The 24,189-nt window shown below is 70.4% G+C and carries 15 protein-coding genes and 3 pseudogenes; 13 read left to right on the top strand and 5 right to left on the bottom strand.

Annotated features, from left to right (window positions below; all coding sequences use genetic code 11):
• Positions 1 to 4: 4 nt before the first annotated feature.
• Positions 5 to 823, bottom strand: a pseudogene (locus ABZ919_RS10815) (PP2C family protein-serine/threonine phosphatase); the annotation flags it as partial.
• A gap of 218 nt (positions 824 to 1,041) precedes the next feature.
• Between ABZ919_RS10815 and ABZ919_RS10810 the strand changes: the two are divergent.
• The 8 genes from ABZ919_RS10810 (at position 1,042) to ABZ919_RS10775 (ending at position 17,094) form a co-directional block, all read left to right on the top strand.
• Entirely contained in the window at positions 1,042 to 1,524 is a 483-nt protein-coding gene (locus tag ABZ919_RS10810; RefSeq protein ID WP_361245348.1) for a hypothetical protein, read from the top strand.
• A gap of 234 nt (positions 1,525 to 1,758) precedes the next feature.
• Entirely contained in the window at positions 1,759 to 2,709 is a 951-nt protein-coding gene (locus tag ABZ919_RS10805; protein WP_361245345.1) for a hypothetical protein, read from the top strand.
• A gap of 252 nt (positions 2,710 to 2,961) precedes the next feature.
• Positions 2,962 to 3,918 carry an endonuclease/exonuclease/phosphatase family protein gene (locus tag ABZ919_RS10800; RefSeq protein WP_361245343.1) on the top strand — a complete coding sequence of 319 codons (957 nt, stop codon included), beginning with the start codon at positions 2,962 to 2,964 and terminating at the stop codon, positions 3,916 to 3,918.
• Positions 3,919 to 3,988: 70 nt separating this feature from the next.
• Entirely contained in the window at positions 3,989 to 5,938 is a 1,950-nt protein-coding gene (locus ABZ919_RS10795; protein WP_361245340.1) for an FUSC family protein, read from the top strand.
• Positions 5,939 to 6,011: 73 nt separating this feature from the next.
• Complete coding sequence (locus tag ABZ919_RS10790) at positions 6,012 to 7,592, top strand: VWA domain-containing protein (RefSeq protein ID WP_361245337.1); 1,581 nt, start codon at positions 6,012 to 6,014, stop codon at positions 7,590 to 7,592.
• A gap of 123 nt (positions 7,593 to 7,715) precedes the next feature.
• Positions 7,716 to 9,440 (top strand): methionine--tRNA ligase, encoded by a 1,725-nt coding sequence (gene metG / locus ABZ919_RS10785; protein ID WP_361245334.1) that lies wholly within the window; start codon positions 7,716 to 7,718, stop codon positions 9,438 to 9,440.
• Positions 9,441 to 9,685: 245 nt separating this feature from the next.
• Entirely contained in the window at positions 9,686 to 12,937 is a 3,252-nt protein-coding gene (gene drmD / locus ABZ919_RS10780; protein WP_361245331.1) for a DISARM system SNF2-like helicase DrmD, read from the top strand.
• Complete coding sequence (locus ABZ919_RS10775; RefSeq protein ID WP_361245327.1) at positions 12,937 to 17,094, top strand: DNA methyltransferase; 4,158 nt, start codon at positions 12,937 to 12,939, stop codon at positions 17,092 to 17,094. The genes drmD and ABZ919_RS10775 overlap by 1 nt, the downstream gene beginning before the upstream one ends.
• 63 nt (positions 17,095 to 17,157) lie before the next feature.
• On the opposite strand, the gene ABZ919_RS10770 is transcribed toward ABZ919_RS10775, so the two are convergent.
• Positions 17,158 to 17,367, bottom strand: coding sequence for a DUF397 domain-containing protein (locus ABZ919_RS10770; protein WP_361245324.1), 210 nt, complete (start codon positions 17,365 to 17,367; stop codon positions 17,158 to 17,160).
• Positions 17,364 to 18,239 (bottom strand): helix-turn-helix transcriptional regulator, encoded by an 876-nt coding sequence (locus tag ABZ919_RS10765; RefSeq protein ID WP_361245321.1) that lies wholly within the window; start codon positions 18,237 to 18,239, stop codon positions 17,364 to 17,366. The genes ABZ919_RS10770 and ABZ919_RS10765 overlap by 4 nt, the downstream gene beginning before the upstream one ends.
• 154 nt (positions 18,240 to 18,393) lie before the next feature.
• Between ABZ919_RS10765 and ABZ919_RS10760 the strand changes: the two genes are divergently transcribed.
• The 5 genes and pseudogenes from ABZ919_RS10760 to ABZ919_RS10740 form a co-directional block, all read left to right on the top strand.
• Positions 18,394 to 18,825, top strand: a complete 432-nt coding sequence (locus ABZ919_RS10760) for an ATP-binding protein (protein WP_361245318.1) — start codon at positions 18,394 to 18,396, stop codon at positions 18,823 to 18,825.
• Positions 18,826 to 19,141: 316 nt separating this feature from the next.
• Positions 19,142 to 20,088: pseudogene (locus tag ABZ919_RS10755) on the top strand (helix-turn-helix domain-containing protein).
• A 66-nt stretch (positions 20,089 to 20,154) separates the two neighbouring features.
• Positions 20,155 to 20,739, top strand: a complete 585-nt coding sequence (locus ABZ919_RS10750) for a hypothetical protein (protein WP_361245315.1) — start codon at positions 20,155 to 20,157, stop codon at positions 20,737 to 20,739.
• Positions 20,736 to 21,665: a hypothetical protein gene (locus ABZ919_RS10745; protein ID WP_361245312.1), complete on the top strand. Its 930-nt coding sequence runs from the start codon at positions 20,736 to 20,738 to the stop codon at positions 21,663 to 21,665. Before ABZ919_RS10750 ends, ABZ919_RS10745 begins: the two co-directional genes overlap by 4 nt.
• A 166-nt stretch (positions 21,666 to 21,831) precedes the next feature.
• Positions 21,832 to 22,080, top strand: a pseudogene (locus ABZ919_RS10740) (hypothetical protein); the annotation flags it as partial.
• A 46-nt stretch (positions 22,081 to 22,126) separates the two neighbouring features.
• On the opposite strand, the gene ABZ919_RS10735 reads toward ABZ919_RS10740, so the two are convergent.
• Positions 22,127 to 23,317 (bottom strand): hypothetical protein, encoded by a 1,191-nt coding sequence (locus tag ABZ919_RS10735; RefSeq protein WP_361245309.1) that lies wholly within the window; start codon positions 23,315 to 23,317, stop codon positions 22,127 to 22,129.
• Entirely contained in the window at positions 23,314 to 23,967 is a 654-nt protein-coding gene (locus ABZ919_RS10730; RefSeq protein ID WP_361245306.1) for a DUF4365 domain-containing protein, read from the bottom strand. Before ABZ919_RS10730 ends, ABZ919_RS10735 begins: the two co-directional genes overlap by 4 nt.
• Between the last annotated feature and the right edge of the window lie 222 nt (positions 23,968 to 24,189).

The raw sequence follows: 24,189 nt of genomic DNA, 5'->3' as shown, positions 1-24,189 counted from the left end.
CGCCTCAGGACAGCAAACGTCCCCCTTCGCCGCCTTCGCCCGCCTCGTGGATCCGCCGCACGGCGAACACCGTGGTGTCGTCGCCCAGGCGGCCGCCGCTGTGGCGCAGGACGCCGTCGCGTACCCGGCGGACCAGCCGTTTGGGCTCGGTCCGGCCCGGTTCTGCGGCGAACGCGTCGGCGATGTCCGGGGTCAGCGGATAGAAGCCGCTTCTTCTGCCGCGCGCCTCGGTGACACCGTCGGTGACCAGCAGCAGGGTCTCCTCGGCGGCCAACGGCACCCGGTGCACGGACGGCAGACCGCCCGCGAGCTCGCCCAGGCCGAGCGGCAGACCGTCCCCGCTGGGCAGCTCGCGGACGCCGTGCGGGCCGACGGCGAGCGGGGCCTCATGGCCGAAGTTGACGACCTCGACGGCTTCCACGGGGTCCTCGGGGAAGCCGATCAGCACGGCGGTGGCGAACCGGTCGCCGTCGTCGCGGCCGAGGGCGGCCGTGTGCAGGCAGTGCCGCAGCATCCGGGTCTCCAGGCGTTCGGCGACGGTCGCGAGGTCCCTCTCGTGGTATCCGGCCTCACGGAAGGTACCGAGCAGCGCGGCGGCCGTCTCCACCGCGCCGAGGCCCTTGCCCTGGACGTCGCCGACGAACAGGCGGGTGCCGTGCGGGCCGGGCTGGATGTCGTAGAAGTCGCCGCCGACCCGGGCGTCGGCCTCGGCCGCCAGATAGACGCCGGCGTGCTCCAGACCGCCCCAGCGCGGCGGCAGCGGGCGCAGCACGGTGCGGCGGGTGGTCTCGGCGATGTCCTGGATGTGCAGGGCCTGCCGCTCCAGACGGCGTTCCGGCCGCGCACACGCAGCAGCTGACGCCGCCGGCCGTACTCCACGTCCGTCACGGCGGGCAGCCCTCCATGTTTCTCGGCGCCTCCCAGCGAAGCACGGGAGAGGACCGGCCGCATCCGGGCACCCGTCACCCTCCTGGCCGACTTGCCAGGCCCTGTCCCCAGGTGTGCTCTGGAAGGCGGGGGCAGGGAGAGAGGAGTGCTCTCATGGCTCAAGCGGCACCCGCGCCCGGCGGTACGACCCGTCCCGGCGGCCGGCCGGAGATCGGCGAACGGGCTTCCTACGGGCGCGCCCGTCCGCCCGACATCTTCGACGAGCGCAGCCACCGCATCGGCCACATCGCCGTCCCGGTGGCGCTGGGCCTGCTCTACGGCTACTGGGTCGCGGCAGACAACCGCCAGGGCGGCCCCATCACCGGCGGGAACATGCTGCTCGGCTGGATCAGCGCGCTGGTGTTCGCGGTGGTGTGCATCGCCCTGCTGACGCTGGCTCCGCGGATGTCGCGGGAATTGCACGCGCTGCTGTGGTCGGCGTTCGCCGGCGTCGCGTTCGGCTTCCTGTACATCCAGTCGCCGCACTCGGTCTGGCGGACCGTACTGATCTCGCTGGTCATCGCGGGGTGCACGTTCGCCGGATTCTTCTACCGCTACTACACGCGTGAGGACGCTTCCGGGCGCCGGATCCACTGAGCGCGCCCGGCGCGACGACGGAGCGTGGGTCCCGGCCGGAGCCCACGCTCCGTGTGTTCCCCGCTTCCCTCACCCGGCTCAGCGCCGGCCTCCTTCCCCCACACCAGGAAACACCCGTTCGGGCGAACCCTCCACCGGAGAGCGGAAACCCCAGTTCCGTCAAGGGGTGAGGCCCGTCGCCCGAACGCACGCGCTCCGCTCGCGCCCGCGCTCCGCAGGCCGTTGCCTGGAAGCGTGCCCCCACGTCTCCGCAGCGCCCTGTCGGCCGCACTGCTCGCCCTTTCCTGCTTCCTCGTGCCGTTCGGCGCGCTGGCGGCCTGGGCGGCGTACGGGCTCGCCGACACGGGCCGGTACGTCACCACGATGGCACCGCTCGCCGCCGACCCGAACGTACGGGAGGCCGTGGCGGACACCGTCGGGGACGGCATCATGCGGGCGGTGGACCAGCACCTGGACGTCCGCCCGGCGGGCGGCTCCGTCCGGCCGTTCGTACGCGACGCGGTGCGCTCCTTCACCCAGACCGAGGCCTTCCGGCTGGCCTGGGACACCGGCAACCGGGTCATCCACGACGCGGTCCTGCGCGCCCTGCGCGACGAGGGGGACGACAGCGCCCGGCGCCCGGTCACCGTCGACCTCGCCCCCGTCACCGACCAGGTCAAGCGTCAGCTGACCCGGGATCATGTGCCGCTCGCTGCGCGGATCCCGGTGGAGCACACCGCGGTCTCCGTGCTCCCGGCGGGCGAACTGGTCCCACTCCGGAAGGGTTTCCACGTGCTCGAAGTCGCAGGATTCTGGCTGCCGGTGGCGGCTGTCGCCTTCGCCGCGACCGGCATCGCCCTGGCGGTCCACCGCCGCCGCGCCGTCACCGCGACCGCGCTGGGCACGGCCCTGGGCGGCGGGCTGCTCGCCCTGGCCGTCGCCGTCGGCCGCGGCCTCAGCCTCGCCGGCCTGCCCGCGGACGTCCCCCACCCGGCGGCAGGTGCGGTGTACGACGCCCTCACGGGCACCCTGCGCACGGTCTCCTGGCTGCTGCTCGGCCTCGGTCTCACCGTGGCGCTGACCGCGTGGCTGACCCGCCGGCTGCGGCGTTCGGTCCGCCTGGTGCGCATCGGGCACACGTCCGGCACACCGGTGTCCCCCGCGGCTCCCGCCCCAGCCCAGACACCCAGCCGGGCCCAGGCCTGACGGCCCGGCACCCACACCGCACACCCGCCGGCTGCGGCGTTCGGTCCGCCTGGTGCCCAGACCTGACGGCCCGGCACCCGACTCGGCGCCGCGCCGTCCCCAGCCTGTGGATGCGTGAGCCGGTGCCGGCGCCGGCGCCTCCACGCTCGACGGCATCCGCACCGCCCACCCCATGCGAAGGGTGCGGGCGAGTCGAATCGGGCACTCGGGATCTCCTGGCGCCCGGCGCACAGCGGGTCGTAGGCTCGGCCCGTGAACCGACGCCCCGGACGCAGGCTCGGCGCCTGGTGTGCCGGACTGCTGCTGGCCGGAGTCGGCGTGGTGGCCGGCTGCCGGGCCGCCGACACCGACGGCGTCACCCCCGTTCCCCAGCTCCTCGCGTTCCTGCCCTGGCTGCTGGTGCCGACCGTCTTCGCCCTGCTGTGCGCGCTGCTCGCCCGCTGGTGGCCGGGACTGGTGTGCGGGGTCGCCGTACTCGGCGTGCTCGCCTGGTACCTGGACCCCTACGGCCGCACCGGCGAACCCGGCGGTCCACCGGTCACCACGCTGCGGGTGCTGACCTCCAACGTGGAGTTCGGCCGCGGCACCCCCGCCCTGGTCCCGTGGATCCGCGACCGCCGCCCCGACGTCGTCTTCGTCGAGGAGTGCGAGTACACCTGCCAGGCCACCCTGGAAAAGGACTTCGCGGGGACGTACGGATACCGCCGGGCGGTCCGCGCGGCCGGCTCGCACGGCTCCCTCATTCTCAGCCGCTTCCCGCTCCGGCCCACCGCGGGCGTCCGCGGCACGATGGGCATGCCCGGCGCCGTCGCCGACGTGCACGGGCACCCCGTACGCATCCAACTCGCCCACCCCATGCCCCCGCTGCCCCGGCAGGTCGGCCTGTGGCACCGTGAACTCGGCAGGCTCCGCGCCTTCGCCGCCGCCGATCCGCACACACCCACCATCCTCGCCGGCGACTTCAACGCCACCCAGGACCACGCGGCCTTCCGCCGCATCCTCGACACCGGTCTGTCCGATGCCGCCCCTCTCGCCGGCCACGGCCGCACCCCGAGCTGGCCCGCGCGCACGGCCTCCGTCATCGGCGCCCAGATCGACCACGTACTGCTCTCCCGGGACTTCACCGCGACCGGCGCCCGCTTCCTGCGCGTCACCGGCAGCGACCACCGCGCCCTCGTCGTGGATCTCGTCCTCTACCAGCGCCGATGAGCCGGGTGGAGCAGGACGCGGGCCGGGGACGACTCCGGACGGTCCGGAGCCGACCGGCGATAATGACCCCATGTCGCGCGAGTTCCCCATCGGTCTCACCCCTCCCGGCTGGCTGGTGAGGAACCTCCGCCCCCAGCAGGCCCCCGTCAACAAGGCCGCCATGGCCCGCGCCGCCGCGGGCATGAGCGTTCCCCTGGCGGTCGGCCTCGTCACCGGCTACCCGGCGTACGGCGCCCTCGCCTCCATGGGCGCCCTGTCCGGTGTCATCGGCGACACCGCCGACGCCTACCGCATGCGCATCCTCAACATCGCCGTCCCGCAGCTCTTCGGCGCGATCGGCGTGACCCTGGGCGCGCTGGTGTACGACCACGGCTGGTACGCGGTCGCCGTCGTGACCGCGACCGCCCTGGTCTCCGGGATGATCTCGACGATCGGCGCGGTGGCCTCGGTCTCGGGTCTGCTCCTCCTGCTGAACTGCGTGGTCGGCGCGGGCCTGCCGCTCCCGCGCCCCTGGTGGCTGGCCCCGGCCCTGATGACGGGAGGCGGCCTGCTGGTCCTCCTCCTCGCCCTGCTGGCCTGGCCGTTGCGCTCCGGCGTGCCCGAACGCGCGGCGGTGGCCGCCACCTACCGCACCGTCGCCGCGCTCCTCGCCGTCTCCGGCACGGACCGGACCGAGGAGTACGACGAGGCCCGCCGGGCGGTCACCCAGTCCCTCAACCAGTCCTACGACCTGATCCTGGCCCGGCGCGCCCGCCACCACGGCCGCAGCCGCGAACTCACCCGGCTGCTCGCCCAGTTGAACGCCGTCACCCCCGTGGTGGAGGCCGCCCCCGCCGCCCAGCTGGCAGGCCGGCCGCTGCCGCCCCAGATCCCGGAGACGGTCCGCCACCTGTCGCACGCGGTGGAGACCGGTTACACGGGCCCGATAGCCCTGGACCTCCCCGTTCCCGTGACGGAGACGGCCCGGGCCGTGGACCACGCCGTGCGCCACACGGCCGAGGTCGTCACGGTCCCCGACGTGGACCCCCGGGGCATCGACGACCGCCTGGGCCGCCCCGCGGCCCTCGGCATCCGCACCGCCCGAACCGCCCGCAACGTCGTGCTCTCCGCCAATTCCTGGCGCTACGGCCTGCGCCTCGCCGTCTGCATCGGCATCGCCCAGGCCCTCGTGTCCCTGATCCCGGTCCCGCGCTCCTACTGGGTGGCCCTGACCGTCACCTTCGTCCTCAAGCCCGACTTCGGTTCGGTCTTCTCCCGCGCCCTGCTGCGCGCCCTCGGCACGGTGGCGGGGCTGGTGATCGCCGCGCTGGTGCTGGCGGAGGTCCCGACGGGCTGGTGGGACGTGCTGGCGATGCTGGTTCTGGCGCCCCTGATCCCGGCACTGACCCCGCGAGGCTACGGCCACCAGACGATGGCGATCACCCCGGTGATCCTGCTCCTGTCCGACATCCTGAACCACCTGGGCACGGCCCTTCTCCTGCCGCGCCTGACGGACTCACTGCTCGGCTGCGCGATCGCCCTGACGGCCGGGTACCTCCTGTGGCCGGAGAGCTGGCGCACCCGCGTCGGCGACCGCCTGGCGGACGCGGTGGCGGACACGGCGGCCTACGTGGAGACGGCGTTCGCCACCGGCACCGGCGCCGACCCCGCCGCCCGGGCACGTACGCGCCGCCGCCTCTACCGCGACCTCTCGGTCATCCGTACGGAGTTCCAGCGGGCCCTGACCGAACCCCCGCCGACCGGCCGCCGCGCCGCCGCCTGGTGGCCGCTGGTCGTCGCGGTGGAGCGGATCGTCGACGCCACGACGGCCGCCCGGGTCCGGGTGCGGCACGGGGCGACGCCGCCCTCCACGGCTGAGATCGCCCAGATCACGCTCCAGCTCCGCGAGCTGTCGGAGGGGGTGCGCGACGCGGAAATCCTCACTCCGGTACGCACCGATCTCACCGGGCCCGCGGGCAGTGTCCTGGAACCACTCCGCCAGGAAGTCGCAGCGGCCCGGTCGATCGCTTCCCCCCACTGAGCGCTTCGCTAACCTTACGTGTCCGTCCTGGCCAGGGATCATCGGGCATCCACGCACGCGAAGGGTTGCGCACATGGGCATTCTCACTCTCCTGCGGAACGCATTCAGCCGCTCCCGCAAGGGACGTGCCATCGAGGCAGAGGGTGCGGACCGCCACCCGACGCAACCGTCCACCACGTCTGCGACGGCCGCGGAAGACCCGGCCCCCACCGCGACGGCACCGGAAATCCCGGCGCCCGCCGCGGAGACGCCGAAAGCCCCGGCCTCCGAGGAGCCGACCCCCACCGTTCCCGAACCGCGCCGTTCGTCCCCCGGTGAGCACGACCTGGTGACAGCGGCCTTCGAGAACGTCCAGGTCCCCCGCCCGTCGGAGCCGAAGGAGCTCGCCGAGGCCGAGGAGCCGACGGCGCGGGAGGCACGGCCCGAGGAGCCGACGACGCAGGAGGCACGCCCCGAGGAGCCGACGCAGACCGAGCAGCCGGTCGCCGAGGAGACACGACCGGAGGAGCCCGCCGAGGCCGCACAGCCGGTCGCCGAGAAGCCCGGTGCCGAAGAACCGACCGAGGCCGCACAGCCGACCGCCGAGAAGCCCGAAGCCGAGGAACCCGCTGGGCCGGAAACCGCAGAAGCGACCGTCCCGCAGGCAGCCGACGGCGAGGACGCCCCGCAGGGGCCACCCGCGGCCGACGACGAAAGCCGCACGGGTGGTGCGGGTGGGAACACCGGCGCCGAAGGCGAAGCCGAGGCGGAACCGGCGACCGAGCCGGAGGCAACGGCCGAGGCGGAACCGGCGACCGAAGGCGAAGCAGAGACGCAACCGGCGACCGAGCCGGAGGCAACGGCCGAGGCGGAACCGGCGACCGAAGGCGAAGCCGAGACGCAACCGGCGACCGAACCGGAGGCAACGGCCGAGGCGGAACCGGCGGCCGAACCGCAGCCGACGGCCGAAGCACCGACCACCCCGCAGGACGACCCGGCCAAGAAGACCCCCGCCATCCCCCTCACCAAGGTCAGGTCCCGCGCCCCCTCCCTCGCCACCGCCTACAGGGCCGCCGCGGCCAGCCTCAAGAAGACCGACCTCACCGGCACCCGCGCCAAGGTCTACCTCGTCCTCGACCGCTCCGCGAGCATGCGGCCGTACTACAAGGACGGTTCCGCCCAGGCCCTCGCCGACCAGACCCTCGCCCTCGCCGCGCACGTGGACCCCGAGGCCACGGTCCACACGGTCTTCTTCTCCACCGAGGTCGACGGCACCGCCGACCTCGCCCTCGCCCCGGACCACGAGACGAAGATCGACGACGTCCACGCCGGCCTCGGCCGCATGGGCCGTACCAGCTACCACGCCGCCGTGGAGGCCGTACTCGCCCACTACGAGAAGAACGCCGCTCCCGGCACGCCCGCCCTCGTCGTCTTCCAGACCGACGGCGCCCCGGACGCGAAGACACCCGCCACCCAGGCCCTCACCGGTGCGGCACAGACCCACCCGGCCGTCTTCTTCTCCTTCGTCGCCTTCGGCGAGCACGACAGCAAGGCCTTCGACTACCTGCGCAAGCTGAAGACCGGCAACACGTCCTTCTTCCACGCGGGTCCCACCCCCCGCGAGCTGACGGACACGGAGCTGTACGAGGGCGTACTGAGCGGCTGGCGGCCGTAACCGTCCGTAGTGCCCGGGCCGCCCCTTTCCACCCAGCAAAACGGGAAGCGGGCGGCCCACCCATGTCGGCTACGATTTCAAGGTTCGAAACCGCAGAAAAGCAGCGACCTGGGAGCAGCCACGATGGCTCGACACCTCATCACCAGCGCCCTTCCGTACATCAACGGGATCAAGCACCTGGGCAACATGGTGGGGTCCATGCTCCCGGCGGACGTGTACTCCCGGTACCTCCGCCAGCGCGGCCACGACGTCCTCTACATCTGCGCGACGGACGAGCACGGCACGCCCGCCGAGCTGGCCGCGAAGGAGCAGGGTCTCCCGGTCGACGTGTTCTGCGCCCAGGCGCACGACGCCCAGAAGGCGGTCTACGACGGCTTCGCGCTCGCGTTCGACTACTTCGGCCGCAGCTCCTCCCCGGAGAACCGCGAGATCACCCAGCACTTCGCCCGCAAGCTGAACGAGAACGGCTTCATCGAGGAGCGGGCGATCCGCCAGGTGTACTCCCCGGCCGACGGCCGCTTCCTCCCGGACCGCTATGTCGAGGGCACCTGCCCCCACTGCGGCTACGACAAGGCCCGCGGCGACCAGTGCGAGAACTGCACCCGTGTCCTGGATCCGACCGACCTGATCAACCCGCGCTCCGCGATCTCCGGTTCGACCGACCTGGAGGTCCGCGAGACCAAGCACCTCTTCCTGCTGCAGTCGAAGCTGGAGAACGAGGTCCGCGAGTGGGTGGCCCGGCACGACAAGGACTGGCCGCAACTGGCTTCCTCCATCGCCCACAAGTGGCTGACCGAGGGCCTGCACGACCGCGCGATCACCCGTGACCTGGACTGGGGTGTCCCGGTCCCGGCCGACACCTGGCCGGAGCTGGCCGCCGAGGGCAAGGTCTTCTACGTCTGGTTCGACGCCCCGATCGAGTACATCGGCGCGACGAAGGAGTGGGCCGACCAGGACCCGGAGAACCGGGACTGGAAGTCCTGGTGGTACGACGCGGACTCGGGTGAGAACCCCGTCCGCTACACCGAGTTCATGGCCAAGGACAACGTCCCCTTCCACACGGTGATGTTCCCGGCCACCGAGCTGGGCGTGCGCGAGCCGTGGAAGAAGGTCGACTACGTCAAGGCCTTCAACTGGCTGACGTACTACGGCGGCAAGTTCTCGACCTCGCAGAAGCGCGGCGTCTTCACCGACCACGCGCTGGACGTCCTGCCCGCCGACTACTGGCGCTACTTCCTGATCGCCAACGCCCCGGAGTCGGACGACTCGTCCTTCACGTGGGAGCACTTCACCGCCACGGTCAACAAGGACCTCGCCGACACCCTCGGCAACTTCGTCAACCGCGTGCTGTCCTTCAGCAAGAAGCGCTTCGGCGAGGAGGCCCCGGCCGGCGGCGAGTCCGGCGAGGCCGAGGCCCGCCTCGGCGAGGAGATCGCCCGGCTGCTCGGCGAGTACGAGGAGCACATGGAGGCGTTGCAGTTCCGCAAGGCCGCCGCGGCCCTGCGCGCCCTGTGGTCGGCCGGCAACTCCTACCTGGAGGAGAAGGCCCCCTGGCTGCAGATCAAGACGGACAAGGACGCCGCTGCCCTCACCCTGCGTACGGCGATGAACCTCATCCACCTGTACGCGGTGGTCTCCGAGCCGCTGATCCCGGCCACGGCGAAGGTCATGCGCGAGGCGTTCTCCCTGCCCGACGACACCGCCGCCTGGGTCACCGCGGACGAGGCGAAGGCCCTGGCCACGGTTCCGGCCGGCACCCCGTTCACGGTTCCGCCGGTGCTGTTCGCCAAGCTGACGGACGAGGACCTGGAGGCGTACAAGGAGCGCTTCGGCGGCGAGGAGCAGTAGGCGGCACCGGCCATCCACAGAGGCGGTAGGGCGCCCTCCCCTCCCTGTGATGGCGAGAAGCCAGGGCCATAGGCCGTACCCCTGGCGCGCAGAGGCCCGGAGACGACTTGTTTCCGGGCCTCTTCACCGTCGCCTCGAACGGTCCGGGCAGATCGGTCCAACCGGGGTGTCTGCGCCCACTCCGCACCTAGACTTTTACGACCGCCGGGAAGGGGATGTCTGTGAAAGCTGGGGGGACGAGCGAGATGATCACGCAGTCGGCCAATCCGGAGACATCCAGCGCACCGGTACCGGCACCCGGTCAACGCGTCACGGTCCGCCACCGCCCCTGGGTGGTCACCGACGTCGTCCGCTCCACCGCCGCCAGCGACGACCCGGCGCGCGCCGCCGAGGCGACCCCCACCCACCTGGTCAAGCTGTCGTCCCTGGAGAGCGACGGCCGGGACGAGGAGCTACGGGTCGTGTGGGAGCTGGAGCAGGCGACGGACGTCCACGACGCCTACGAGCTGCCGTCCCCCGAGAACGGATTCGACGACCCCAGCCGACTGGACGCCTTTCTGGACGCCGTGCGCTGGGGCGCCATCGCCTCCGCGGACAAGACCGCTCTCCAGGCCCCATTCCGCTCGGGCGTGGAGATCCAGGACTACCAGCTGGACCCGGTGGTCCGCGCCCTCTCCATGCCCCGTACGAACCTGCTGATCGCCGATGACGTCGGTCTGGGCAAGACGGTCGAGGCCGGCCTGGTGATGCAGGAGCTGATGCTGCGGCACCGCGCCCGGTCCATGGTGATCGTGTGTCCCGCCGGTCTGACCCTTCAGTGGCGGGACGAGATGCGGGACAAGTTCGGCCTGGACTTCCGGATCGTCGACACGAAGATGCTGCGTGAGCTGCGCCGGGCGACGACTCCCTACGCCAACCCGTGGACGCACCACCCGCGGCTGATCGTCTCGATCGACTGGCTCAAGCGCGAACGTCCGCTGCGGATGCTGCGCGAGGTGCTGCCCCAGGTCCCGGACTACCCGCGCGCCTTCGACCTGCTGGTGGTGGACGAGGTGCACACCTGCGCCCCGTCCGGAACGGGTCGGTACGCCGTCGACTCCCAGCGCACCCAGGCGGTGAAGCTGCTGGCTCCCCACTGCGAGCACCGGCTCTTCCTCTCCGCCACCCCGCACAACGGCTTCCTCAACTCCTTCACCGCCCTCCTGGAGATGCTGGACCCCAACCGGTTCGCGGTCGGCATCAAGCCGACCGACGAGCAGCTCAGGCGCGTGATGGTGCGCCGTATGAAATCCGAGCTGCCCCCGCTGTGGAACGGCAAGCCCCGCTTCCCGCGGCGCGTGCCGCACGCGCTGGAGATCGACCACAGCGACGAGACGCGGGAGGCGTACGCCAAGCTGGCCGAGTACGCCCGGCTGAGGGGCGGCGACCAGGACGGCGGAAAGGCGGGCCGGGCGGCCGCCGACTTCGTGACGACACTGCTGAAGAAGCGCTTCCTGTCGTCGCCCAAGGCCTTCGCGGAGACGGTGGCCACGCACCTGAAGACGATGACGTCCCGGCGCGACACCGCCGAGGAGGCGCCCGCCCCGAGCGTGCGCGTGCTGCGGCCCCTGATCGAAGGAGTCGACGAGGCCGATGAGGCGGACGAGCAGGAGCAGGCCGAGGCGGCCGAGCGCGCCCTGACCGCCGCCCGGCAGGCGATGCGCACGCTGACCAACCGCGAGCACACCCTCCTGAAGGAGCTGGACGCCTGGGCGGCCGAGGCCGGCAAGCGCCCGGACGCCAAGTTCGACCGGTTCCGTCGGTGGCTGGACGAGATCGTCTGCCCCGCCGGACCCAAGGGCGACTGGGAGGACCAGCGGGTCATCGTCTTCACCGAGTACCGCGACACCCAGCGCTGGCTGTACGGGCAGCTGCTGGCGGCCGGATACCCGGCGGACCGGATCGCCCAGCTGCACGGCGGCCAGGACCGCGAGGAACGCGAGCACGTCAAGCAGGTCTTCCAGGAGAGCCCCGACCTTTCGCCCGTCCGCATCCTGCTCGGCACCGACGCGGCCAGCGAGGGCATCAACCTCCAGGCGTACTGCCACCGGGTGCTGCACTGGGAGATCCCGTGGAACCCGAACCGCCTGGAGCAGCGCAACGGCCGGGTGGACCGACACGGTCAGAAGGCCGAGCAGGTGGACGTGTTCCACTTCGTGCCCAGGGGCTGGCAGGGCTTCGACCCGGCCCACGACTTCGCCACGGACTCCGGCTACGAGGACGGCGCCCTGGAGGACGAGCTGCACTTCCTCGCCGTCGCCGCCCGCAAGACCGAGCGGATCCGCGAGGACCTGGGCAGCGCGGGCGAGATCATCGCCGCCCAGGTCGAGCAGAAGATGCTGGGCCGCCGCTCCAGCTGGACCACGGCCGACGCCGAGATCACCAAGCGGTCCGGGAAGGCCGTCCTGAAGGTCGAACGGGACCTGGCCCGGGACCTGGAACGGCTGGTGGACGCGCTGGCGGGCAGCCGTCAGGAGCTGCACCTCAGCCCCGAGACGGTCGAACGGGTCGTCCGCACCGGACTGCTGCTGGGCCCCGGCAGGGATCTCACCCAGGTCCCCGACCCCCAGCCGAAGCTCGGCGCCCGCTGCTTCCGGCTCCCGGAGCTGACCGGCGCCTGGGCGCGGGCCCGCAACGACGGCCTGCGGCACCCCCTCACCGGCAAGGAGCGCCCGGTCGTCTTCGACGACGCCGAGGCCCGTGACCGTACGGACGTGGTGCACCTGCACCTGGGCCACCGGCTGGTGCAGATGTGCCTGCGGCTGCTGCGGGCCCAGCTGTGGCGGACCAGAGGACTGGCGAAGCTGTCCCGGGTGACCGCGCGCGTGGTACCGGACGGCGTGCTGCGGCAGCCCGCTCTGGTCGCCCACGGCCGGGTGGTGATCACCGGCAGCGGTGGCGCCCGCCTGCACGAGGAGGTGATCGCGTCGGGCGGACTGATCGACGACGGCAAGCTGTCGGTGGCGAAGAAGGAGGACGTCGAGGCGTGGCTTGCGGCTGCGACGGACGAACTCCCGGCGGACGGTGTACGCGGCGAACTCACCGACCTGTGGGAGAGACTGGACGAACCTCTCGCTCGTGCTCTGAACAATCACGCCAACCGGCGTTTCCGTTCCCTCGAAACCCTGCTCACCAAGCGCTGCGAGGAGGAGGTGGAGGGCATGCGGGCGGTCCTGGAGGATCTGAGGCAGTCGATCCGCGAACGTCTGGACCAGACGGAGTATTGGGAGCAGAAGTCGCTGTTCGAGATCGACGACGAACGGCGCCAGCTGGACGCCGACCGCGAGGCGCTGCAGGAGCGCTGGAAGCGGCTGCCGGAGGTGATCGAGACGGAGACCGCCGCCCTGCGCCGCCGCTGGGCCGATCCGTCACCCCGCTGGTTCCCGGTCGCCGTAACCTTCCTCGTGCCCCGTTCCCTCTCGCCCCTCGCCGCCACCGCCCGCCAGGAGAACCGCTGATGCCGACCGCCGCCCCCGCCGCACGGAAGAAATTTCCGCCGAAGGGCTCGGTCCCCACCCCCGCCGAGCAGCACGAGGACTGGCTGCGGCTGCTGCGCCCCGACGGCCCGTTCATCTCGCTGCCGGAGCTGGTCAAGGCCTTCCCGCAGGGCCTCGACACCATCCCCGACGACACCCGGGCGCGGCTGCGGCAGGCATGGGCCGAGGTCCAGGAGGACCCGGACCTGCTGCGTCCCTCCTGGGAGCGGCTGGTCCTGACCGCATTGCTCGGCTGGCGTGCCCCCGGTCTGCATGAGGGCGCGGCCATCCCCGAGTCGCTGCGCGCCGGCGCGAACACCCCGGACGCGGTCCTGCTCGGCCCCGGCCAGTCGGGACTCGCCCCCCGCGCCCTGTTCTTCCGTACGGACGACTGGGGCGGCTCCCTCACCCGCCCGCACGGCGACCGGCCCGGCCTCGCCGACCGCGCCGCCGACCTGTGCCGGGCACGGAACGTGCCGCTGGCGCTGCTCACCAACGGCCGCGAGTGGGCGCTGGTCCACGCCCGCCCGAAGGAGGCGACGACCGTCGCCGTCTTCGACGCGGACCTGTGGTCCGAGGAGCCGATCCTCGCCCGCGCCTTCGCGAGCCTGCTCACCGCCGGCCGCGTGGCACGCCCGCCGGTGGACACCGACGGCAAGCCGTCCGATTCGACGGCGGGCCTCTTCGCGCGCACCGCCGACGCCCAGTCCGACGTCACCGACACCCTCGGCCGCCAGGTCCGCGAGGCTGTCTCCCTGCTGGTGGCGGAGCTGTCCCGACTCGACCGGGAGGAGAGCGGCCGGATCCTCAACGGCGTCCCGGCGAAGGACGTGTACGAGGGCGCCCTGACCGTCATGATGCGCCTGGTCTTCCTCCTGTACGCGGAGGAGCAGCGGCTGCTGCCCGCCGGGGATGAGCTTTACGACGAGGCGTACGCCGTCGGCCCCCTCCACCAGGAACTCGAGACCTCCAGGAGCCTGCACGGCGACGAACTCGCGGACAGCGTCGGGGCGACCTGGCCGCGTCTGCTCGCCGTGTTCGCCGCTATCCACGGCGGCTGCACACACGACCGGCTGTGGATCCCCGCGTACGGCGGCTCCCTCTTCGACCCGTCCCGCTTCCCGTGGTTGGTAGACGCCGAGGTCACCGACCGGGTCGTGTTCGAGATCCTCGACGCCCTCCTGACCCTGCGCTCCCGCAAGGGCTTCAAGGGCAAGGAGCGGCTGTCCTACAAGGGCCTGGACGTCGAGCAGATCGGCCACGTCTACGAGGGTCTGCTGGAGTACGGCTGCCGCTGGGCGGACGAGCCGTACGTGGGCGTCTCCTTCGGGCGGGACAAGAAGTACGAGGCGGTGCTGCCGCTGGCCCGCCTGGAGGAGTGGGCGGCGGCCGGGACCCTCGCGGACGAGGTAGCCGCCGCGGCAGGTACCAAGCCGGCGACGGTGACGGCCGCGCAGACGAAGTCCGGCCCGATCCCGGCCGAGCTGGAGACCGCCTGCGGCAACGACGCGCCGCTGGTGGAGCGGGCGGCGGCGTTCTCCGGCCTGTACGGCATCGACCTGCGCGGCGAGCCGAAGGTGTGGCCGGCCGGTTCGGTCGTCGTGGTCCGCTCCGGCAACCGCCGCGACACCGGCACGCACTACACGCCGAAGGCGCTAGCCGAGGAGATCGTCGAGCACACACTCGCGCCGCTGTGCTACTCGCCCGGCCCGGCGGAGGGCGCGCAACCGGGCGTCTGGAAGGCCAAGTCGGCGGACGAGCTGCTGAAGCTGCGGATCCTGGACCCGGCGATGGGCTCGGGCGCGTTCCTGGTCTCTGCTTGTCGGTACCTGTCCGACCGGGTGGTGGAGGCATGGCTCCGCGAACCGGAACTCCCGCCGGAGATCGCCCGGGACGTCGACCGCGACGACCACGAGCAGCTGCACCAGATCGCACGCCGGCTGGTGGCCGACCGGTGCCTGTACGGCGTCGACCGCGACCACATGGCGGTGGAACTGGCCAAGCTGTCGCTGTGGTTGGTCACGCTGGCGAAGGGGCGCCCGTTCTCGTTCCTCGACCATGCGCTGCGGTGCGGGGACTCGTTGGTGGGGGTCATCGACGTACGCCAGCTCAAGGCGTTCCACCTGGAGTGGCAGGACAGGCAGCTGAGCCCGGAGGTGGCGCGAGCGCTGGACCGCACGGAGACGCTGCTGTCGGAGGCGGCTGAGCTTCGACGGAAGATCGAGTCGACGCCGGTAAGCGACATTCGGGTTGTCCGCGACAAGGCCCAGCTGCTGGTCAAGGCGGAGGCGTTGAGCGGCAAGCTGCGGCTGGCTGCGGATGCGGTGGTGGGCGCCGCGCTGGCTGCGGAGGGCATCTCCGACGAGGAGGCGTCCGACATCTCCGGCGAGGAGAACGTGGGCGGGGCGCGCGGAGCTGCGCGGTTCCGGGACGCCAAGGAGGACGCGAAGTCACGGGCCTACCGGAACCGGCTGGAGGCGGTGGCGGGGCTGGTGGCTACCGCGCTGGAGGAGGGTCCGGGGGCCGAGGAGGCTGCGGTTCGGGCGCGGGGGATCGTGGAGGGGTGGCTGAAGGGGCCGAGGGCGGAGGCTGTTCGGCCGCTGCATTGGCCGTTGGAGTTTCCGGAGGTTATGGGGGTGGGGACTGCTGGCGGGTTTGATGCGGTGGTGGGGAATCCGCCGTTCGTAGGGGGGCTAATGATTTCAGGGCCCCTCGGCCAGGATTATCGCGAGTACCTTGTCAACCGAGTTGGAGGCGGACAGCGCGGTAGCGCGGATCTGTGCGCATACTTCCTACTCCGAAACCTGGACCTCGCCCCGGAAAATCGCACGGGAATCATTGCGACGAAAACCATCGCCCAGGGACCCACCCGTGCGGTAGGTCTCGAACAGGCGACGTCGAAAAACTGGATCATAAATCGCGCTATTAAGTCCCAGCCGTGGCCTGGTACAGCCCACGTCGAGGTCGCGCTCATTTGGCTATCTCGGAGCATCAGGGCAAGCGAAGCTGTTCTCCTGGATAACAAGCCAGTCGACGGCATCACGCCTCTGCTGACCGCTCGATCTCAGGTAGTCGGCAAGACCCAACCGCTGGCGGCCAATGAAGCAAAGGCTTTTCAGGGATCGAATCTACTAGGGAAGGGGTTCATCCTTAGCCCCGATCAGGCACGAGCACTGATCGAGGAAGACCGCAAGAACAAAGACGTCCTGTTTCCATATTACAACGGCGATGATCTGAATCAGCGAACTGGAGAACCGGCACCCCGCTGGGTTATCAACTTCCGAGACTGGTCGCAGGAGGCAGCAACTCAATACGAGGGACCGTTCGCCATCGTGGAAAAAAAGGTAAAGCCAGAACGGTCAACGAACACAGACAAGCGGCGCAGAGAAGTTTGGTGGTGCTTCACCCGTCCGACCATTGAACTCTACGAGTCGATCGATCACCTAGACCAGGTGATCGCTATCTGCCAGACCAGCAGCACACAACTGCCCGCGATGCTCCCAAAAAATTCGGTATTCGATCAGAAGCTAGTGGTATTCCCCACTCAAAGTTACGCCGAACTGGCATTCCGTAGTAGCGAGTTCCAGTTTTGGTGGACCGTTAAGTACGGGGCCACTAGAACTGCTGACCTCGTGTACACCCCGACTACTTGCTGTGCACCTCTGCCACTCCCCGAACTAAATGAGGAACTTGCGGACCTTGGCAACGAGTTGGAAGCCGTGCAGAAGCGCGTTGGGCTCGCCCTAACTCCGCTGTCTCAGAGCATTCACTCACCCAAGGAGTCCACCGCTGACATCGTCAAGCTCAGGGAAATTCACCGGCGGATCGACCACGCCGTGCTGGCTAGCTACGGCTGGGACGTAGATCTTGAGTACGGTTTCCACGAGACCCGGCGCGGTACGCGCTACACCATGTCCTCGAAGGCTCAAATCAAGATCCTAGACCTCCTGCTTCAGCTAAACCACAAGCGGTACGAGGAGGAAGTCAAGCGAGGCGAGCACACTCCTGAGGCCAAGCGGCGGAGGTCCGCTGCCCGTAAGGCCAAGGCGAAAGGGTGGGCCGCTGCGCGCAGCCCTCAGCGCGCCACCGAAGACTTCGCCGACGACGCCCTCTTCCCTAACCCCGACGCGCTGTTCTGAGCCGCACGACGACGCGCCCCGCTCCCAGTGACAACCAGGTGGCGGGCGCGTGCCGTTGCTGAGTCAGCCTTCCGAGGCGTAGGCCACGAAGTCTGCCCACGCGGTGGGCGTGAGCGCCAACCGGGGGCCGTCGGCGTTCTTGGAGTCACGGACGTGCACGGTGCCGGGGGTGAGAGCAAGCTCGACGCAGGAGTTGCCGTCATTACCGCTGCTGTAGCTGCTCTTGAACCATGCCCGCTCGCAGGCGTCCCCGGCAGTCGTCTTGCGGATCATGTCTCTCCCAGCAGTTGTTCGATGAAGGTCAGCGACTCCCGTGGCGAGAGGGCCTGAGCCCGGATGGTGCCATACCGCAACTCAAGGATGCGCAGGTGTTTGGGCTCCGAGGTCGGCCGACCGTTGAAGGCGCCATCGGAGCGGCCCACTGCTGAACCGTCTGCGAACTTCAGCAGCTCGATCCTGCCGTCCATGCCGGAGTGGGTCTCGCAGCTCAACGGCATCACCTGAAGAACGACGTTGTGCAGCCGACCCACCTCCAACAGACGTTCAAGCTGCTGGCGCAACACCATTGTGCCCCCGATCGGACGGCGCAGGGCTGCCTCTTCCAGGACGAAGCTGAGCGCGGGCGCGGGTGAACGCTCGTAGATCGACGCACGAGCCGCACGCGCGGCCACCATCCGCTCCACCTCGTCTGGGGAGTAAGGAGGTTGCATGGCTTCGAACAGGGCGCGTGCGTGGTCGGGGACCTGCAAGAGTCCGTTAATGCCGTTGCTCTCGTAGATGCCGATCTCTACCGCTTGCGCCTCCAGTTTGGCCAGTTCCCGAACCTTCTTTGGATACCGGACCTTCTTCACGTCCTCCCAGGCCGCCGCGACAAGTCCGCCCGCGCCCAGCACCTCGTCGGCCTTGTCCAAGTATTCCTGCCGAGGAATCCGTTTCCCACCCTCGACCTTGTAGACCAGGTCCTCCCCGTACCCGACCGCCACCGCGAAGTCGGCGACCCGCATCCCCGCCGACTCCCGCCGCAGCCTCAACTGCCTGCCCACCGTGGCGAGTACGGCCATGCCCCACTCGTCCTCCGGGTCCACCTCCCACCCCGGCTCATCCGCCTCGGTCCGGAGCCGTACCACCTCACCGTCCACCGACATACCGCACCCCTCCGTCGTACCGCCGTGCCGTAACGCCCTTACCTGTAGGCCCGTTTCCGACGGCTCCGACAACAGCCGACACGCCCCGGACAGTCACCCTACGTATCAGCCCTGTCACTGTTCACGGTAGGCGCGCACGGCCACGCTCAGTCACGTGAACAGCGAAAAGTCCACCCAACTTCTCTCGCCCGCCGACCACTTCAGCGTGCTCCTGTCACCCACACCCCGCGGTGCCCGCCTCGCCCGGCTGCTCGCCTCGGACTGGATGCGCACCCGGGACCTGCCCCACCGCGTCACCGAGGCCGCCGCACACCTCGTCGCCGAGCTCGCCGCGAACGCCGCCACCCACGGCCGGCTCCCCGGACGCGACTTCCGCCTCGCCCTGCTGGCCCGTCCCGCGACCCTCCGCATCGAGGTCACGGACACACGGGGTGACGACCTCCCGCGCCGCCGTCCCCCCGCCCCCGACGCCGAGTCTGGACGCGGCCTGCTCCTCGTCGACGCCCTCGCCGACCGCTGGGGCGTGAAGCTCGGGCCGGTCCCCCGCAAGACCGTATGGGCGGAGCTCGACCTACCGCGCGCCTGACCTGCGGAAACGGCACACGCACCGGAGCACGACCACGTGTGTTCCGGTGCCGTCGGCGATCTGACCCAAGGACCACGAGAGGGAAAGAAACCGCACCAAGCCCCACCCCTCCCGCCCACGGCGCACGCTCACTCCCCCGAGTGAACATCACCAACTGAGCTGGATTCGGCACCGGTTGTCTGCCCTACGCTCAGCGCAACACCGAGCAGCAAGCAGCACAGCTCGGCACGAAACAACCCCAGACATGCAACGGCCCTCGCCGGGACGGCAATCCCAGTGCGAGGGCCTGACCACCAAGGAAGACACGACCTTCCCGATGGACACCCAAAACACTAGCGTGCGCCCGCACGCCCAGTCCCGTAACGGCGGCAAAAACCACCCGCACCGGCGGACCCAGCGCTCGCACGCGAACGCGCACCCCGGCGGCGTCATCCACGACAACACCCGCCACACCACCCGCTTCACGGTGATCGGCAACCACCTCGCCCAGCACCCCGCGCTGTCGGGGCTGGCCATCGGGCTGGCGGTGTACATCCAGTCGGTCCCCACCGGCGCCCCCGTCGACATCAAGACCCTCGCCGCCCGCTTCCCCGAGGGCCCGACCCGGATCGCCGCCGCCCTGCGCGAGCTGGAGACCCACGGCTACCTGCGCCGAACCCGCGAACGCACCGAGACCGGCCGGATCGTCACCCGCACCGTCTCCTGCAACCAGCCGAGCCGGCAGCGCACCCGTGACCACGAGACACCCGAAGCGGCCCCGCCCAAGCCCCCGGCCCGCCGCGCGGCCACCGCCCCGCAGCAGAAACCCGCACGTCCCCGCGCCCTCCCCGCCGTACCGAAGCCCGCGTACACCTCCCCCGCCCTGCTCCAGACGGCCACCGAAGTCCTCATGGGCCTGCGCCGCGCGGACCCCCGTCTCCTCCTCTCCGCCGCCGACGCCGAACACCTCGCCCCCGGCGTCGCCGCCTGGCTGGAGCGGGACCTCACCCCCACCGCCGTACGCCACGCCCTGACCAGCGACCTGCCACCGGAGCCCCTGCGCCGCCCGGCCGCCCTCCTGGCCACCGCCTCACCGCGCAGCTCCCGCCCCTGCCGCCGTTCCGCGCCCCCGAACCGCCCCCGCCCGTCCGCTACCCCCTCCGCAACTGCGACACCTGCGACCGCGGCTATCGCGGCCCCGACCCCCGCAACTGCCAGGGATGCACGTCAAGGGAGCAGCTACGCGAAACCGCTGATGCCCTCGAAGCCACTCGGGCAGGATGACCCGTACCTCCCCGGCCCCGACCGATGTGACGACGCTCCTACACCTGACACCCGACAGGACCTCATGTGCCGCCCACCTTCGCCGCCAACGGATTCCTCCCCCTGGGCCGGTACTCGGTCTCCTTCGACGAAGCAGAGTCCATGCTGGTCAGCGCGCGGGAGTTTCAGGACTCCGCGACCCGCACAGCGCTGTGGGACGGCCTACTCAGCTATGTCGATCGTTTCCTCACACTGGAGGACACGTACGCACGCGTCCTTGCCGGCCTTCCGCTGGTCCACCGGATATGGCTCGGTGGCAGCTTCGTCAGCACGAAAACCGACCCTGGGAACATCGACGCGACACTCCTGATCGACACCCGGGCCGAGCGTGCGGTACGCGGCAGACCCGGCTCCAAATGGCTGACCACTGCCTTCCAGAGTCGGGACAGAATGAGGGAGAAGTTCGGCGTCTCCCCGCTCCGCATCGGGTACCAGCCGGTTGCCCACATCTTCGAGCCGGAGCGCTTCACGCCTGAAGAGCGGACATACTTCACGCAGCGGGGTGTGTGGGACGACTGGTGGCAGCGCTGCAGGCTGCCCAACCAGGCCGACCGCTCACCATCGGAGCAGAGTGCCGCCCCGGCGCGCGGATACCTGGAGGTGCGACTGTGAACGGCGACAGCTGGCGCGAGCGCAGGCGCGCGCTCCTGGGCGACGATCCGGCCGCGGCGGACCACGCAGCCCGGCTCCTGGAGGAGCTGGGCACCGAGGACAGGGACGACGAAGAGATCGAGGCCGAGCACCGGGCCAGTCGTCTCGCCGCTGCACGCGAGTACGCGCCCGGGGCCCGACTCGCCGAGGAACTCCTGCTGCGTCTGACCGGTCCCGACACCGAGGGGGGAGCTCTGCGCTTTCAATGGGGGGACGCCCTCCTGCACCCGGTGGAGGCAGCGATCTCCGCTGCCGCGGGCACGCCCGTCCTTCTGGAACTCACCGGCGTCTCGGCGGGCAGCACTGTGGTGCACGCCCGGCCTGTCACTACCGGTAGATCCCCGGAGCCGGACGCCATTGAGGCCCCCACCACCTCTGCTGCCGGCACGGGCATGCGCACACTCACCGAGTTGCTGACCGCGCTGGAGTCGGAGGGCGATGTCCGCGAGTGGGCCCGGCTCTTCGACGCCGTGGAGTCGCTGTCCCGCGCCCTGGGTAGGTACAGCCTCGACCTGGGGGTGACCTGGTACGCCGCCGACGGAGGCATGCGCCGCGCACAGCTGACCGAACGAGGCAGGCACTACGTGGAACGGTTGCGGGAGACCCGGGACCGCGACCAGGAGATCACGATCTCCGGTCGCATCACCGAACTCCGCGAGAGCGGCTGGGTGAAGGTCAAGACGGGGACCGCCAAGAACGCGTACGCCTACGACGTCCGGTTCGAAGAGCCGGACGAGTTGCTGCGCATGCGCCCGGGGCTCGGCGACAACGTCCATTTCCGCGTCCGCTTCCGCCAGCGGCTGGACTCTGTGGGCATCGCACGATCGACCGAGTACACCTACATCGGCCCGGCGGCCGAACAGACATCCCTTCCGCTCGATCGGTAGACGCGTCCCGCCCGCCCACAGTGTGTGTACGAGCGCTTTCCGGAGGCCTGCCATGAGCCACACACGCTGGGACATCACCGACGCCGACCGGGCAGAGGTGGGGTACCAGGAGGCCCGCCGCGCGTACCTATTCGACAGAGCCGTCCGTGACGCCTGTGGAGAAAGATTGGTGGCCGTGGACCTCTCCTTCTACAAGTCGTACATCTCGGAAGAGATCCGGGACGAAGGTCGAGCCGAGGGCGCGGTACGACGCGCCGCCGAGGACGTCCTGGACATCCTGGAAGTGCGCGGCATCGATATCCCCGATGCGGTCCGGGAACGCATCACCGGCTGCGGCGACCCCGAGATCCTGCGCCACTGGCACCGGCGTGCCGTCACAACCCCGACGGCCGAAGACGTCTTCACGGACGAGTAGCTCCAGTCGATGGCACACAGCGCGACAACGGAATCGTGCCGCCCGCCTACTCCTGGAACACCATGAACGCGTCCACTCGCCGCATCCGAACGCCCGTGCCACGCGGCTCCAGATCTCCCGTCACCGCCACCTCCAGCCCGCGGCGCCAGGCATCGGTGGCCTTGTCGATGTCCTCGGGGCGTAGCTCCACCCGGACACGCCGCTGCCGCGGAGTGACCTCGTGAACGAAGGAGCCGTAGATCGTCGCCTCACGAGGTTCCACATCCCGGTGCAGGTTCGTCACCACGCCTGTCAGGACCACCCCCTCTTCCCGGCCCAGCCGCTCCCTCAGGTCCTTCGCCACCGCCTCCAGCGCCTCGACATGCCGGTGGGAGATCGCGACCGGCGGTGAGGGCTGCTCCACCGGCATCTGCGACGACCAGGCGAATGCCAACGAGAAGTCACGGCGCTCCTCACCCGCAATCTTCACCAGGGCCTCGCAGAGGTTGGCCGACAGGCCGGCGCGCGTCAGGTGCTCGAAGTGCGACACGGAGTCGTCGGCGAGCGTCCGCTGCGCGGCTTCACGCGCGCAGGTGACACCCGCGAACAGCATTCGGGAGACCGTGCGGGCGAAAGGCTCGGCCGGCGGTAGGCCGTGCCTGCTCGGTTCCGCGTCGTTGAAGAGGGAGCCCTGCACCGCCCGGCCTTCCCGTCCGCCGGCCGATCGTTCCGGCAGCGGTGTGTGGGCGGCGATGACGTAGCTGCCGACGCGCGTCTGGTCCAGCCGTACCGCCGCCACGTGGTCCTTCACCACCTGCGGTTTCTGCCCGGGCTGTACGGCCTGCGGGGTCAGCGCGGAGGAGGCCGCCGCCGTGTGCAGGTCCTTCAGACCGCTCAGCGCCGACACCAGGTCCAGGAGGGGAGCCGTACCGGAGGGGCCGGGCGGTACGAGCCGTAGGAACTGCCAGTCGACCGGCGGCAGCCGCATCTCCCGCAGAATGTCGCCCGGGCGCCGCGACTCGACGACCGCGAGGGTCTCCAGAATGTCGGCGACCCGGCCCGCGTAGTCACGACGACGCATGACCGGCACCAGGAGCTCGTACGGCGGCCCCGGCTCGTCCCGTGGCTTCCACTCCCACAACTCGGCACCGGACAGGTCGCGTTCCGCGTTCCACCCCTTGCCGCTCAGGTAACGCCGTACGACCCCGGGGGCGAGAGTCGCGGCCTCCTCGAACTCCGCGTCCGTGATCACAGTCATGACGTCACCAGGTCCCGGTACTCCTCGGCGAAAAGGTCGTGGAGGGAGTCGACGGTCAGCAGATTGGCACGGGGAACGTAGACCGTGCGAGTGGCCGTGCTCGACCGGTTGTCCATCGGAAGCGGCTCTTGGTCGTGCAGGCACATCCAGTACGCAGCGTGGCTCAGGAGCAGGTGGTCCTCGGTGGCGTGCGACCACGTGAAGGGGTCGGCCGGAGCCAGGACCAGGAAGAGGAAGCGGGGCATCTCGAAGCCCGGGCCGGCCAACAGGTTGTAGTTCTTCACCTTGAGCGGGTAGCGGATGTGGTCTCCGTGGACGTCGGGGGACGAGGTGCACTTGACCTGCGCCTCGATGGCGGGAAACCGGCGGGTCCCTCTCCGGCCCGCGTAACCCAACTGCCAGTCGACGCCGACCCGGTCACGCTCCTTACGAGTCACGTCCAGATTGGCCGCCGTGGCGAGCATGCGGATGAACTCCTCACCGAACGCGCCCCGGTGGCCGTTGTCCCCGAACCCGGTCGATCCCTTCACCCAGCCCGGTGCGTGCTCGGGACCGGTCAACGGGACGCCGTACGCCGCGCCCCAGGATTTCGCGGGAAATGCGCCACTGGACGGCTGATGCGGGATACCGCCGGTTCTGTTGTCCGTCATGTGCCCCCCGCTCGCCCTTCGCCCCCGGCGTGCCGCTACGTCCTCCGGCTCTTCGCACGCGTTTCGTACCCTTCGAGCCACGCAACGTAACGAAGGTCACACTGTCAACCGAAGACATGGATCGGGAACGGACCGAAAGCAGCCAGACGGACAGCGCGGAACCGTCGCCGGGTGAAGCGGCTGATCAGGTTCCGAACGGAAGCCTGTACCCGTTGTCGGTGC

It is taken from the genome of Streptomyces sp. NPDC046759, assembly GCF_040645475.1.
In the GTDB taxonomy this organism is placed as follows: Bacteria; Actinomycetota; Actinomycetes; order Streptomycetales; family Streptomycetaceae; genus Streptomyces.
Note: the sequence above shows the minus strand (reverse complement) of the source record. Positions and strands in the feature narration are given on the sequence as shown.